The organism is Acinetobacter pittii, assembly GCF_034064985.1.
Taxonomy (GTDB): domain Bacteria; phylum Pseudomonadota; class Gammaproteobacteria; order Pseudomonadales; family Moraxellaceae; genus Acinetobacter; species Acinetobacter pittii_H.
Genome location: NZ_CP139249.1, coordinates 2,950,972 through 2,965,000 on the forward strand (window position 1 = coordinate 2,950,972; position 14,029 = coordinate 2,965,000).

Sequence of the window (14,029 nt, forward strand, 5' to 3'; positions counted from 1 at the left end):
GCTAAAAAAGTTAAAAGAATATTAGTAAAGCGTGTTGTAATATAATCTATTGTAACATTCAAGATGTAAAAAGAAACGCCTGATCAGCAGGCGTTTGATTTTCGTTAATATTCTCAAAAAACTTATTGTTTACCTGTGTGACCAAAGCCACCAGCACCACGTAAAGTTTCTTCAAACTCTTCTACTTGCTCAAATTCGGCTTGTACGACTGGTACTAAAACATATTGTGCCAAACGCTCACCTGGTTCTAAACGGAATGTGGTTTGACCACGGTTCCAAACAGAAACCATTAATTCACCTTGATAATCCGAATCAATCAAACCAACTAAGTTGCCAAGCACGATACCGTGTTTATGACCTAAACCGGAACGCGGTAAAATTAAACCAGCAAAATTTACATCATGAATATAAATTGCCATACCTGTTTTAACTAAAACAGTTTGTCCTGGTTCAATATCAATTGCTTCATCTAAACAGGCACGTAAATCTAAACCCGCTGAACCTGCTGTTGCATATGAAGGTAAAGGCCATTCTTTACCTAAACGCGGATCGAGCAATTTCACTTGAACTTTCATGGGATTTCCTAAAAATTAAAAAATTAACGCTTTAATAAAGCTTTTAAATTTGCCAGATATTGTTGAGCCTGTTCTTTAGGGTCAACATTAGCCGCAATTTTCTTTTTACGCCCTAACCACTCAAGCTCATCTTGCGGAAGCTCATCAAGGAAACGGCTAGGTGTCATTTGTTTCATCTGTCCACCATTTTTACGCTGTTCCGCTAGAGTTAACGTTAAACCTTGGCGTGCACGTGTAATTCCCACGTACATGAGACGGCGCTCTTCCTCAATGGTTTCTGCTGCAATCGAGTTCTTGTGAGGCAATAGTTCTTCTTCAAGTCCCATAATGTACACATATGGGAATTCCAGACCTTTTGCTGCATGCAAAGTAAGAAGGTTAACTTTGTCTGTATCTTCTTCTTCCTGCTGCTGTTCTAACAGATCGAGCAAAACGAGTTTTCGGATGACACTTTCAATATTCTTTTCATCAACATCTTCTGCACGATTAATCAGATTTTGAATACTGGTAAATAAGTTCTCGATATTATCGAGTTTACTTTTCTCTTGTGCAGGTGTTGCTGACTGTTCGCGAACGTAATCCATATAACCCGCTTCATTCATCATTTGACGAACTTTAGGCACAGGCTCATCATCTTCTAACAATTCACGCGTAAATGTCGCAATAAAGTCGGCAAACTCATGAAGCTGTGTTTCCGCCTTTTTAGGAAGCACCATGCTTAAACGCTGGTCAGCAGAAGCACCGAGTAAAGACAAATTATTTTCTTGTGAGAATAAACCGAGCTTCTCTAGAGTAACAGGGCCAATCGCACGTTTAGGCGTATTAATAATTCGTAAGAAAGCACTGTCATCTTCTGGATTAATAATAAGACGTAAGTAACTCATCACGTCTTTAATTTCTGCACGGGCGAAGAACGATGTACCGCCAGAGAGTTTATACGGAATTTGCATTTGACGAAGCTGGGTTTCTAACACACGTGCCTGAAAGTTTCCGCGATACAACACAGCATAATCTTTCCAGTTCTTACCGTTCATCAGCTTATGAGTCAGTAAGTCTTTTACCACGCGTTCTGCTTCATCGTCATCATTACGACATGTAATGATTCGGATGACTTCCCCATGCCCTTTATCACTCCACAATTTCTTGTCAAAAATATGTGGGTTGTTTTGAATCACACAGTTGGCAGCTTTTAAAATACGGCTGGTCGAACGATAATTTTGTTCAAGTTTAATAATATGTAGATTTGGGAAATCTTGTTTAAGCAATGCCATATTTTCAGGCTTAGCACCACGCCATGCGTAAATCGACTGGTCATCATCACCTACCGCGGTGAACTGCCCCATTACCCCGACTAACAGTTTGACCAAAATATATTGGGCCGTATTGGTATCTTGATATTCATCGACCAATAAGTAACGGACACGGTTTTGCCACTTGTCACGTACTTCTGCATTTTCTTGCAATAAGCGTGTTGGCATAACAATCAAGTCATCAAAATCGACGGCATTGTAGGCACGTAAATTACGTTCATAAAGTTGATAGAGATGTGCAAACTGGACATCTTCCGGTGTTTCACAAGTCGAATGTGCTTGTTCTGGCAAAATCAGATCGTTTTTCCAATCTGAAATTTTCTTCATTGCCTTGGCAATTAATTCTTTACTCTCTGCACCTGACAAATTGTCACGATGCATCAAATCCATCAAAATACGTTTACAGTCGTCTGCATCCAAAATCGAAAAATTAGCTTTTAAAGGTAAATTTTTAAGTTCTAAACGTAAAAGATTTAAACCAAAAGTATGGAAGGTAGAAACAGATAAACCTTTTGCTTCTTCACGCGACAAAAGCTTAGTCACACGTTCTTTCATTTCACGTGCAGCTTTGTTTGTGAAGGTCATCGCGGTTATACGATGCGCAGGAATACGGCAATGTTGCACCAAATAGGCAATTTTACGCGTAATTACCGATGTTTTACCTGAACCAGCGCCAGCAAGCACCAATAAAGGGCCCTGAGTATATTTCATGGCTTCTTCTTGCTTGTTGTTCAATTGACTGGCAGATGACATCGTGTATTACCTCTTAATTTTTCGAGCATGATTATAGTCATCTCTTTTTTAGAATCCCAATAGTAAATCTACGGATATGTATAAATGATGTCTAATAATGCAATTTATGCGCCGCAGAATGTCGTGATTATTTCTTGTACTGCACCCATAAAAAAACCACCCGAAGGTGGTTTTTGAAACAATAAACTAGATCTTATTGTTTAGCATAAATGCTGATTTCTACACGGCGGTTTTGTTCACGGCCAGATGCAGTTGAGTTATCTGCGATTGGGTTAGATGAACCATAACCTTGCGCGTCGATACGGCTAGCAGATACGCCTTGGCTAGCTAAATAACTACGTACTGATTGAGCGCGTGCTTGTGATAATGGAATGTTGATAGAGTCATTACCAGTGTTATCAGTATAACCTGTTACAAGAATTGCACTCTTGTTATCTTCAGCCAAAGTTTGAGCCACTTTGTTCAAAGTTGCGTAGAAGTTTGGCTTGATGTTTGATTTGTTTGTATCAAAAGTAATGCTACCAGGCATGATCAATTGAACAGAACCATCTGGGTTACGGCCAACGTCTACACCAGTACCCGCCATTTGTTGACGAAGTTTTTTCTCTTTCTGGTCAAGATATACACCACCAGCAGCACCAAGAACTGCACCAATTGCCGCAGCACGGTTGTTTTGACGGCTAGAGTTTGCATTTGATTTAGAAATACCATAACCAGCTGCTGCACCAATTAAAGTACCTAATGCGGCTTTATCGTATTCAACGCCACCAAGATTATTACCAGTTGTTTGACAACCAGAAAGAACTACTGCTGCCCCTACCACTGTTGAAATAACTAATGCACGCATTGCATGCCTCCTCACTTTGTGTGTTTTGTTGTCTGAATGAATAATGAAACAAAAAGGAAGTATAAAACATTGATATTTTGTTAATAATAAACAGTTTAGTTATGTTTTTGTAATATTTTGATGCACTTTAAGATGCTAGCTCATCACAATTTCTTCATTGTTGTCTAAGATAACGTTGTATTTCATATTATGACAGTTATAGTTGAACAACTTTTCTATGGATTTGAGACATTCGGGGTCTTTTATATGTCAACTGCACCCAATAAACAATCTGCGCTAAAAAAAATTACACGTGGACTCACTGTAGGTACAGTCATTACAGGAAGTACTTTTTTTCATGGTCCTCCTGTTCTTGCATTAGGTCTGACCAAGCTTTTAAAAAAATCATCAAAAATAGATGAAACTAATATTCAAATTACAAATAGCTGGTTAGGGGTAAATAACTGGTTAATTGACCATGTTCTACCCAATCTAAAATGGGACATTACTATTGATGAAGGACTTGATCTGAATATGCAAGGTCGTTATTTAATGACTTGTAATCATCAAAGTTGGGTTGACACAACTGTAAATCAATATTTTGGTTTAACCCGTATGCCCCTTACCCGTTTCTTTACTAAATGGGAACTCATCTTTATTCCTTTTGTTGGGCAAGCATTTAAAATTTTAGGCTTCCCAATGATGAAGCGTCACACTAAAGAACAGATTGCAAAAAATCCTGAGCTTAAAGACCGTGACATGATGGAAGCACGTAAAGCTTGTGAGCAGCTTTTAAGTCAACCCTTCACACTATTAAATTATTTGGAAGGGACTCGTTTTACTCAAGAAAAACATAACCAGCAAAAATCCCCTTATAAGCATTTACTAAAACCCAAAGCAGGTGGCTTGGCGCTTGCATTAAATATCTTGGGTGACAAAATCGATGCCCTAGTTGATATGACCATCGTCTATCCTGATGGCGTACCGGGATATAGCGATTTCTGGCTTGGGGATGTTTCTAAAATTGCGGTTAACTTACGTAAAATTGAAATTCCAGAATGGGTACTTGGCGGCAACTATGAAGATGACGCGGCTTATCGTGAACGTTTTCAGCAATGGGTTCATGACATTTGGACCGAAAAAGATCAACTTATTGAGCAAATGAAGTCTCAATATACCACTGCAAATATTTAAGAAAGCACCCGTTATTATGCAAAACAGTTCTGGGAAAAAAACGAAATACCATCATGTAGACCCAAACAGCCTTTCATTTAAGCTGTTTTTGGTCTACGACATCTTTATGGTGTTTATTATCATTTTTAACTTGTTCTGTCTTGCGACTAATTTCTTTTTAATGAGCAGTATTGGGGCATGGTTCTTTGAACATATTCAGTTGCCCCAAGTACTCAGCTTTTATCGTACTTCACTACATCCGTGGGTGATTACATCAGAAGCTTGGTTTATTGGTTTTTTAATTGTTGAGCTACTTGTCCGCTGGGCCATTGCGATCATCAATAAGCACCATAAGCGTTGGTTCTTTTTCCCGTTTATTCACTGGTATGAAATTTTAGCTATTATTCCTCAGCTCCGTTTTTTACGTTTATTCCGCGCTGGGATTATTGCTTACCGTTTACATGAGTTGGGCTATCCAGTTGTTCCTGAAAGCTGGCGAAAAACTGGGCTATTTTATTATCGCGTCGTAATGGAAGAATTATCTGACCGCGTTGTAATTACCGTGATTGATGGCATTAGATATGAACTTGAAACCAGTTCTAGCCATAAACAGATTATTCACGACTTAGTTAATCATCATCGTGAGCAATTTACTGTTACTCTAACTGCATTATTACAAGAATCTTTAGCCACCGCTTTAAAAGAACAAAAGCCTGCCATTACAAAAGGTGTGGGCAAAATTGTAGATCAAGCCATTATTGATACGCCTGAGCTAACTCAATTATTACGATTAATTCCTTTAGTCGGGGGCCGCATTGAACAGCAAATTCAAAGCATTGGTCAAAGATTAGGTGAAAATATTAGTGCAGGTTTAATTGAACCTTTAATTGAGGGATCTCAAGATACTCCAAATCCCACTTATCAATTAATTTCTCAAAGAGTAAGTGAAATCAATATTAATAATCGTCAGCTTGAGCAATTGGTTGAATCTGTCGTGTTCGAGACACTGGAGTCTGTACGTAAACAAGTCAAGGTCAAACAATGGCAACAAACCCTTGCGGAGTATGATCGAATCAAAGAATAAGCATTTATTTAATTTTTTATGAATCACGCTAGAGAATTGGCACGAATTGTTCTAGCATTTGCCCTATTTACAATAAACTTAACGATATTACAGCTCGTTTAACGCCTTGAAGGAAGACTTATGGCTGATATACGGATTACCGGCAGAATGGTTAACTTTAGCAGGATAACCTTCGATACCAATGATCATGATGTGATCCGCCAGCAATTATCAAATATTTTAAATGAAGGTTCCTATCAAGGAACTTTAGTGATTATTGACAGTACAGTTGAGCAAGAGTTAATTGCATTGATTCAACTTCTGGTGAGCTTGGGTTTACAACCAATGGCGGTAATCGACGGTATTTTAGGAGATGAGGCTCGCGCTATTCAATTCCCTGTTTTACCGGCAGATCAACCATTACAACGCATTAAAGCGACAGCTGAACAAGTGGCTATTGTGGAAAAACCTGCTACAGCTCCTGCCTCGTCTTCAGCAGAAACAAAAAAACCACTAAACAAGATAGCGGTCGCTCATATTACCTCTTATCATGATGAAATTTTGCGTACAGGCCAATCCCTTGTACAAGATAACGGCGATATTATTTTAAAGGCTGGCATGAATAGTGGTTCCGAGGTGATCGCTTCAGGAAATATACATATTTATGGCACAGTTCGTGGTAGAGTCATTGCTGGTGCGGGCGGGCACGCAGCTGCACGCATTTTTTGCCAATCTTTAGAGGCTGAGCTCGTTTCCATTGCCGGAACGTATTGCGTCGCAGATGATATCCCTAAACATGTGGTAAAAAAACCAGTACATATTTATTTAAATGAAAAGCAAGAGCTTGAATTTGAAGCTCTAGAACTTTAATTTATTAAGCAAATCACCAAAAAACAGCCCTTTTAAGGGTGTATGACCATAATAGGAGTGGATTCGGTGGCCAAAATTGTTGTCGTAACATCAGGCAAAGGTGGTGTAGGTAAAACTACAACGAGCGCATCTTTTGCAACAGGTTTAGCCCTTCGTGGTCATAAAACTGTTGTGATTGATTTTGATGTAGGCTTACGTAACCTTGATTTGATTATGGGTTGTGAGCGTCGTGTTGTTTATGATTTTGTTAATGTTATTAATAACGAAGCACGTTTGCAGCAAGCCCTTATTCGCGATAAAGATATCGAAAACCTTTATATTTTACCGGCTTCACAAACACGTGATAAAGATGCGTTGAGCGACGATGGTGTTGCTCGTGTTATTGATGAGCTATCTCAAGAATTTGATTACATTATTTGTGATTCACCTGCGGGGATCGAACGTGGTGCAATTTTAGCCATGTATCATGCAGATGAAGCAATCATTGTAACAAACCCTGAAATCTCTTCAGTACGTGACTCTGACCGTATTATTGGTATGTTAGATAGTAAAACCAAGAAAGTTGAACACAACGAAGGACGTATACGTAAACATTTATGTATTACACGTTTTAACCCGGAACGTGCTGACCGTCAGGAAATGCTGACAATTGATGATATTTCTAAAGATATTTTACGCGTACCGACATTAGGTGTTATTCCAGAATGTCCAAGTGTATTACAAGCATCAAACGAAGGTAAGCCAGTTATTCTGTATTCAGAAACTAAAGCTGGTCAGGGGTATGATGATTTGGTTGCACGCTTCCTTGGCGAAGACCGTCCTTATCGACACATCACAGCTCAACCTAAAGGCTGGTTAGCACGACTATTTGGAGCGTAGATATGGCAGGATTCTGGAGTAAATTATTTAGCAGCGAAGAAAAACCATCAAGTGCTCAAACTGCCAAAGATCGTTTGAAAGTTATTGTTGCTTCTGAACAAGGTTTAGGCCGCCGTTTAAGCCAAGACAAAATTGATCAGATGAAAAAAGAAATCATGCAAGTGGTTAGTCGTTATGTTAGCGGTGTAGGTGAACAGCATATCCAAATGCAAGTTCGCTCTGAAGCTAATATCGAAATGTTAGAAATGAATATCAATTTACCTGAAGAACGATAATTCTATTTCTGACTATTCAATAAATCAGAATCAAGGCAAAATAACGCAAGTTATTTTGCCTTTTTTAAAATGAGGAGATTGTCATGGCATTATCACAGCCAGCAACTTTCAATGAAGAATGGTCCGATGAGCGTGTTTTTGCCTACCTCAACCAACTTCCTCCAAGTGGTGTGAATGCAGATTTTCATGTGCTCTACCATGCTTTCAAACATATGCGCCCAACAGACTATGAGCGTCTATTAAAGCAATTTATTGCAGACGGACGTGATATTAATGCCAAAGACCCTGAAGGCCAACGCATCCACGACGTAATTGCTAAGTTTCCGCGTCAATCAGCACTATTTTTAGAAGTTCTAGCAAAGTTTGCTTAAAAATAAAAAGCCTCTTAAAGAGGCTTTTTTCTTATTTGAATTTATCGATTACCAATTAGGAAAATACCAAACACAGTAAAAATACCTGCTGAAATACCGTCAATCCATTTTGAAAAATTACGATAAGCTGCTCTAAAACTCGGTAATGAAAAAATAAAAGTCACAAAGCAGAACCATAAAATTGTCTCGACTGTAACAATAATAAAGAGTAGCCAGTGAACCTGATCAAGTTGAGGATTGGCTAAAAATAAAGAGAAAACACTACCAAAATAAATAACAGCTTTCGGATTTGATAGATTGGTTATCAAGCCTTTAATAAAAAATAAGTAAGGTGCTTTTGGGAGCTCAACAGCAACATTGCCCTCTTGCTGATTTTTTGAAAAAGCCGAACGTAGCATCTGATAGCCTAACCAACATAGATATAAGCCACCAGCAATGAGCAATCCTTGCTTTAACCAAGCCATTTTCTCAAATATAAGATTTAATCCCATCAGTGCTAAGCACGCCCAAAACATAACACCCGCCGTTATACCAGCAACGACCAGCATAGCGTCTTTACGAGACCGGCTAATGGCAGTTTGAGATACAAGGAAAAAATCAGGCCCAGGAGTAATAAGTGCGCAAAAGTGAATAAAGGCTAAAGTAATCAGAGCTAATAGCATGTCTTTCTCCTGATTTAATTCATTGTTATTTATTTAGGGAAAATACATTAGCATTTTTTACTAGACGATAAAATCTTTAAGTCATTTATAAATAGGTTCACTTTATTTAAGTTATAAAAAAGCCTCCGAAGAGGCTTAAATTATACGTATTAAACTAGAATATCCCGCTTACCATTAGGGCCCATTGAGCTCACAATGCCGTTCTCTTCCATTTGATCAATGATACGAGCGGCACGGTTATAACCAAGGCTAAATTTACGCTGTAGCGAAGATGTAGACGCTTTTCGAGTTTCTAATACGAATGACACACATTGATCATAGAGTGCATCTCGGTCAGAACCACCCTCACCCTCTTCAAAGCCACGTGATGCAGGCTCTTCATCAAATGGAGTCAAGATTTCATCAATATAATCAGGCTCGCCACGCTCACGCCAAGCATCACAAATACGGTTTACTTCATCATCACTAATGAAAGCACCATGTACACGTTCTGGCTCAATTTTACCTGGTCCTAAAAACAGCATATCACCGTGACCTAACAAGTCTTCAGCACCACCTGCATCCAAAATAGTACGCGAGTCAATTTTACTGTTTACACGTAGTGCTACACGCGTTGGAATATTGGCTTTAATCAAACCGGTAATAACATCAACAGAGGGACGTTGAGTCGCAAGCAATAGATGAATACCAGCAGCACGAGATTTTTGCGCCAAACGAGTAATCATTTCTTCTGCTTTTTTACCCACCTGCATAATCATGTCGGCGAACTCGTCCGCAACAATCACAATAGATGGTAATGGCGTTAAACGAGGTGCACGTTCTTGTGTCGCAGAATCACTTGGCTTCCAAGTCGGATCAATTAAGTCTTCACCATTCGCAATCGCTTCTTCAACTTTACGGTTATAGTCACTTAATTTACGAATTTTTAGGAACGACATAAGCTTATAACGGCGTTCCATTTCATTCACACACCAGTTTAACGCACTTACCGCATCTTTCATGTCAGTAACGACTGGAGTTAATAAATGTGGAATATCATTATAGTTTGCAAGTTCGAGCTGTTTTGGATCGATTAAAATTAAACGTAATTGGTCAGGCGTATATTTAAGTAACATCGATAAAATCATCGAGTTTACTGCAACTGACTTACCAGAACCTGTCGTACCAGCAACCAACATATGCGGTGCTTTCGCCAAATCAGTGAGTACAGGATTACCTGAAATATCTTTACCCATCGCCATACTAATTAATGCACTTGGGTCTCGATATGTCGGTGTTTCCAATAACTCAATCAAACGTACCATTTCACGGGCACTGTTTGGTACTTCAATACCAATATATGGTTTACCAGGAATGACTTCGACCACACGGACAGATGCCATCGACATTGAACGCGCCAAGTCACGTGAGATATTCGTTACCTTAGAAGCTTTCACACCCGGTGCTAAATCTAACTCAAAACGAGTAACAACTGGTCCTGGTTGAGCCTCTACCACCTGAGCTTTAACGTTAAATTCTTGCAATTTAATTTCAAGTAACTCAGACAAACGTGAAAGTTGCTCTTCAGTAAAATTGACTTTCTTATTTGGATCGACCTTATCGAGTAGATCAAGTCCAGGCAACGTTGGCAAATCCAAACGTTTTTTGGCAACTTGCATTGCACGAGACATTGGGCGGCCTGATGCATCTGTTAACGGCGCATCAAAATCGAAATCGTCTTCATCAAAATCAGAATTTTCCTGGGGTTTTCCAGCAGTCTCCTGCCAAGCTTCAATAAACTCTTCTTTTGAAAGTTTGTCGGCCTGAATAGTCGTTTGAATAGGAGCTTTTACAAATGCTGAAGATTGCGCATAACTACTTGCTCTTACAGGTTCGGCTGGAGCAATGTCTTCATCTATTAATAAATCATCAAAATCTTCAAAGACTTGTTCGTTTGCTAAATTTTTAGGTGATTGATTTACATTCGATAAAGGTAAAGATGTTTCATTCGCAATACTCACAGAGTGCGAAGTTGTTTCTGCTTCTATATGTTGGTCTTGAACAAATGGTGTATGCACATCTGTTGCAGTTTTACTGTTTGGAACCGCAGCAAGCAACTCATCAAAAATCTCATCATCATTCCAATCAAGACCATGTAAGTCTTGTTTAGGTGTAGGCTGATTCTGATTCACTTGGGAAATGGTTTGCTGGAATTGCTCATGAGCAGGAACTTGTTCTATTGAGTCGTCAGCTGCTCTTAAAAGCGCATCAATTTCTTGCTTATGACTTGCATCATCACGCTGTAAAGCACGCCATACTTCGCCAGTCGCAACTAAACGTTGACTATCTTTTTCAAGTTTATGGGCTTGCTCAAGCGTATGCTCAAAGTTTTGAGTATTAACAACTGGCGCCTCTGCTACAGGTTCAGGACGGCTCTGCTCTTTCGCTAACACATCTGCAAATAAACGCTCAGCAACAGCATCATGTCGTGTTGTTGCTTGAGGTTGAGCTGTTTCAGATGGAGCTGATATCTCTTTCTCATCTGAAGCATTCGCATTTGTCTCTGCATTTTGTGCAACTTTAACAGCTGCTGCTTTGTTGGCAGGTTGAGTTGTTAAGTCATAATCCGACTCACTCGGAGATACATTCTTATAAAATAAATCTTGTAAATAACTTGGTGTGGCTTTGAGCGTAACCCATGTTTTACTCCATTGCACCCCAAATGCAAGTGTAAACAAGACTACCCCGAAAACCAGTAAAAATAAGGTCGCACCATAAATTGTTAACAATTGAGATAGGCTTTGACCTAGCTCATAACCAATAATTCCTCCAGCTGCATTATCTAAAGTATCTGCCGGCACATTCCAGTGTAAATAAAGCAGGCTAGACACAACTAGAATTAAGAAGAATTGGGCAGCATAACGAAATGGGCGGTTTAGGAAACTACGTGGCCACCAAACCTGAATTGCTTCAATGAAAAGGAAAATTGGAATAAGCAAACTTGCCCATCCTAAAAAACCAAACAGCAAATCTGCAATCCATGCGCCAGCAATACCGCTTGCATTGGATACTTGCTGAGTATCACTGGAAATATGCATCCAGCCCGGATCAAATGGTGTATATGTTACTGTTGCCAGGAACATATAAATACCAAAAGAAACCAAGAATAATGTCATCAATAAGCGCTGTGCATAAACACTTGACACCGCAGTCATATACTGTCCTGTAACCCATTTAATTATTGGTTTAGAGATGTGAAGAACTACATTTTAGATCTTCAACGAATGAACTTTATATTATGCACTTGTTCTTACAAAAAAGGTGCATGATTCTTTACAGTTGTTGTTAACATAAGGCACTTCTATATTGTTATATAACTTAATTCGATTGACCTGATCAATATTATCCACATCGATTTCACGCTATTGGTCGGCAAATTCACGTATAATTTTCAAAATTCTCGAAATAAATAAGGATACCCTCAATGAGTGTTCGTCATTCTCGGTTAATTATTCTCGGTTCTGGCCCTGCGGGCTATAGTGCAGCTGTATATGCAGCACGTGCAAACCTTAAACCTACTTTAATTGCAGGTTTACAACTAGGTGGGCAACTTACAACAACAACCGAAGTTGACAACTGGCCGGGCGATCCTGAAGGTTTAACAGGTCCTGCATTAATGGATCGTATGCAAGCACATGCTGAACGCTTTGGTACAGAACTCGTCTATGACCATATTAACGAAGTGGATTTAAATGTACGTCCTTTTGTTTTAAAAGGTGACATGGAAGAATACACATGTGACGCTTTGATTATTGCAACTGGTGCTACAGCTCAATATCTTGGTCTAGAGTCTGAACAAAACTTTATGGGTCAAGGTGTAAGCGCATGTGCAACATGTGATGGTTTCTTCTACAAAAACCAAAAAGTAATGGTTGTTGGTGGTGGTAACACTGCTGTTGAAGAAGCACTTTATTTATCAAATATTGCTTCACATGTAACGTTAGTACATCGCCGTGATACTTTACGTTCTGAAAAGATTTTGCAAGATCATTTATTTGCCAAAGAAAAAGAAGGCAAAATCAGCATTATCTGGAACCACGAAGTTGAAGAAGTATTGGGTGACAATACTGGCGTAACCAGTGTTCGCCTAAAATCAACTCAAGATGATTCTAAGCAAGACGTAGAGGTTCATGGTCTATTCGTTGCAATTGGCCACAAACCGAATACTGGAATGTTTGATGGTCAATTAAACTTACGTGATGGCTATATCCAAGTACAAAGCGGTACTTCTGGTAATGCAACAGCAACTTCTGTAGCTGGTGTTTTTGCTGCTGGTGATGTCGCGGATAGTATTTACCGTCAAGCAATTACTTCTGCTGGGTCAGGCTGTATGGCTGCTCTAGATGCAGAAAAATATCTAGATAATCTTTAAATCATAGATTTCTAGAGTTTTTAAAACAGCCGTTCTTATAACGGCTGTTTTTTTATAATAATGACTAGCTGACATATATTAATTTTTATAGCATAACCTTAAAGCTCATCTTATTTTGTTTTTATGAATACACTTCCACTTTCCCAATTCATTTTTCCTGATCCCATTGAAGCCGATCCAGATGGGCATGGTTTAATTTGTATCGGAGCGGACCTCTCCCCTTCTACCCTATATGAAGCTTATACACATGGTCTTTTTCCTTGGTTTAATGAAGATGAACCTATTTGTTGGTGGAGTCCTGAGCCTCGTTGCGTGATATACCCTCAAAACTACAAGCCTAGCAAGTCATTACTGAGAAATATGAAAAAATATGACTATGCAATCACGATTAATCATGCCTTTGAACAAGTTATTCGCTCTTGCTCTTTGCCAAGAAGTTATGCAGACGAAACATGGATTAGTGAAGATATTATTCAAGGCTACTGTGAGATGTTTAATGCTGGTTATGGTTACAGTATTGAAGTATGGCAAGAAGAGGATCTTGTAGGAGGTTTATACGGTGTTACGATTGGCAAAGGATGTTTTGGTGAGTCAATGTTTAGCAACGAAACCGATGTTTCAAAAATGGCTTTTTATACATTAATGCTCATTGGACAAGAAAATCAGCTACCATGGATAGACTGCCAACTCGTAAACAGTCACTTAATTAGTCTGGGAGCCAGTACACTTTCTCGTCAAGACTACTTAAAATCGTTACAAGATGTAATTATTCACCCCTCTATCAATTGGAAAAAGTATCAAGAACGTGTATTTTCAAGTAAAACAATAGCATTAGATGCAAAATTAATGGAATGATAACAG

13 protein-coding genes are annotated in these 14,029 nt (G+C 39.0%); 8 read left to right on the forward strand and 5 right to left on the reverse strand.

The features are described from left to right. Window positions 1–122 precede the first annotated feature (122 nt). The 3 genes from dut to yiaD all read right to left on the reverse strand — a co-directional run bounded on the left by dut (window position 123) and on the right by yiaD (window position 3,485). Window positions 123–575 (reverse strand): dUTP diphosphatase, encoded by a 453-nt coding sequence (gene dut / locus SOI76_RS14125; RefSeq protein WP_002121799.1) that lies wholly within the window; start codon window positions 573–575, stop codon window positions 123–125. A 23-nt stretch (window positions 576–598) separates the two neighbouring features. Beyond that, entirely contained in the window at window positions 599–2,638 is a 2,040-nt protein-coding gene (rep, locus tag SOI76_RS14130; RefSeq protein ID WP_005070868.1) for a UvrD-helicase domain-containing protein, read from the reverse strand. Between the two features lie 193 nt (window positions 2,639–2,831). After that, on the reverse strand, window positions 2,832–3,485 hold the full coding sequence (gene yiaD, locus SOI76_RS14135; protein WP_005070886.1) for an OmpA family lipoprotein: 654 nt from the start codon (window positions 3,483–3,485) through the stop codon (window positions 2,832–2,834). 246 nt (window positions 3,486–3,731) lie between these two features. On the opposite strand from yiaD, the gene yihG reads away from it, so the two are divergent. The 6 genes from yihG (at window position 3,732) to SOI76_RS14165 (ending at window position 8,095) form a co-directional block, all read left to right on the forward strand. Next, window positions 3,732–4,658: an acyltransferase gene (gene yihG / locus SOI76_RS14140; protein WP_104079276.1), complete on the forward strand. Its 927-nt coding sequence runs from the start codon at window positions 3,732–3,734 to the stop codon at window positions 4,656–4,658. A gap of 16 nt (window positions 4,659–4,674) precedes the next feature. Continuing rightward, window positions 4,675–5,721, forward strand: coding sequence for a hypothetical protein (locus SOI76_RS14145; protein ID WP_104079275.1), 1,047 nt, complete (start codon window positions 4,675–4,677; stop codon window positions 5,719–5,721). 120 nt (window positions 5,722–5,841) lie between these two features. Then, on the forward strand, window positions 5,842–6,570 hold the full coding sequence (gene minC / locus SOI76_RS14150) for a septum site-determining protein MinC (RefSeq protein ID WP_005075304.1): 729 nt from the start codon (window positions 5,842–5,844) through the stop codon (window positions 6,568–6,570). A 66-nt stretch (window positions 6,571–6,636) separates the two neighbouring features. Beyond that, the gene (gene minD, locus SOI76_RS14155) at window positions 6,637–7,449 is read left to right on the forward strand and encodes a septum site-determining protein MinD (protein WP_016142001.1); all 813 of its coding nucleotides are present in this window, start codon (window positions 6,637–6,639) and stop codon (window positions 7,447–7,449) included. A 2-nt stretch (window positions 7,450–7,451) separates the two neighbouring features. Then, window positions 7,452–7,724: a cell division topological specificity factor MinE gene (minE, locus tag SOI76_RS14160; RefSeq protein WP_000896934.1), complete on the forward strand. Its 273-nt coding sequence runs from the start codon at window positions 7,452–7,454 to the stop codon at window positions 7,722–7,724. An 83-nt stretch (window positions 7,725–7,807) separates the two neighbouring features. Beyond that, the gene (locus tag SOI76_RS14165) at window positions 7,808–8,095 is read left to right on the forward strand and encodes a PA4642 family protein (protein ID WP_104079274.1); all 288 of its coding nucleotides are present in this window, start codon (window positions 7,808–7,810) and stop codon (window positions 8,093–8,095) included. Between the two features lie 41 nt (window positions 8,096–8,136). Here SOI76_RS14165 and rhtC read toward each other — a convergent pair whose 3' ends face one another. Further along, a complete protein-coding gene (gene rhtC / locus SOI76_RS14170; protein WP_104079273.1) occupies window positions 8,137–8,757 on the reverse strand; it encodes a threonine export protein RhtC in 621 nt (206 codons plus the stop codon). Between the two features lie 149 nt (window positions 8,758–8,906). Next, the gene (gene ftsK, locus SOI76_RS14175) at window positions 8,907–11,951 is read right to left on the reverse strand and encodes a DNA translocase FtsK (protein WP_104079272.1); all 3,045 of its coding nucleotides are present in this window, start codon (window positions 11,949–11,951) and stop codon (window positions 8,907–8,909) included. A gap of 269 nt (window positions 11,952–12,220) precedes the next feature. Here ftsK and trxB point away from each other — a divergent pair, with 269 nt between their 5' ends. Further along, complete coding sequence (trxB, locus tag SOI76_RS14180; protein ID WP_104079271.1) at window positions 12,221–13,168, forward strand: thioredoxin-disulfide reductase; 948 nt, start codon at window positions 12,221–12,223, stop codon at window positions 13,166–13,168. Window positions 13,169–13,291: 123 nt separating this feature from the next. After that, a complete protein-coding gene (aat, locus tag SOI76_RS14185) occupies window positions 13,292–14,023 on the forward strand; it encodes a leucyl/phenylalanyl-tRNA--protein transferase (RefSeq protein ID WP_104079270.1) in 732 nt (243 codons plus the stop codon). The last annotated feature ends 6 nt before the right edge of the window (window positions 14,024–14,029 follow it).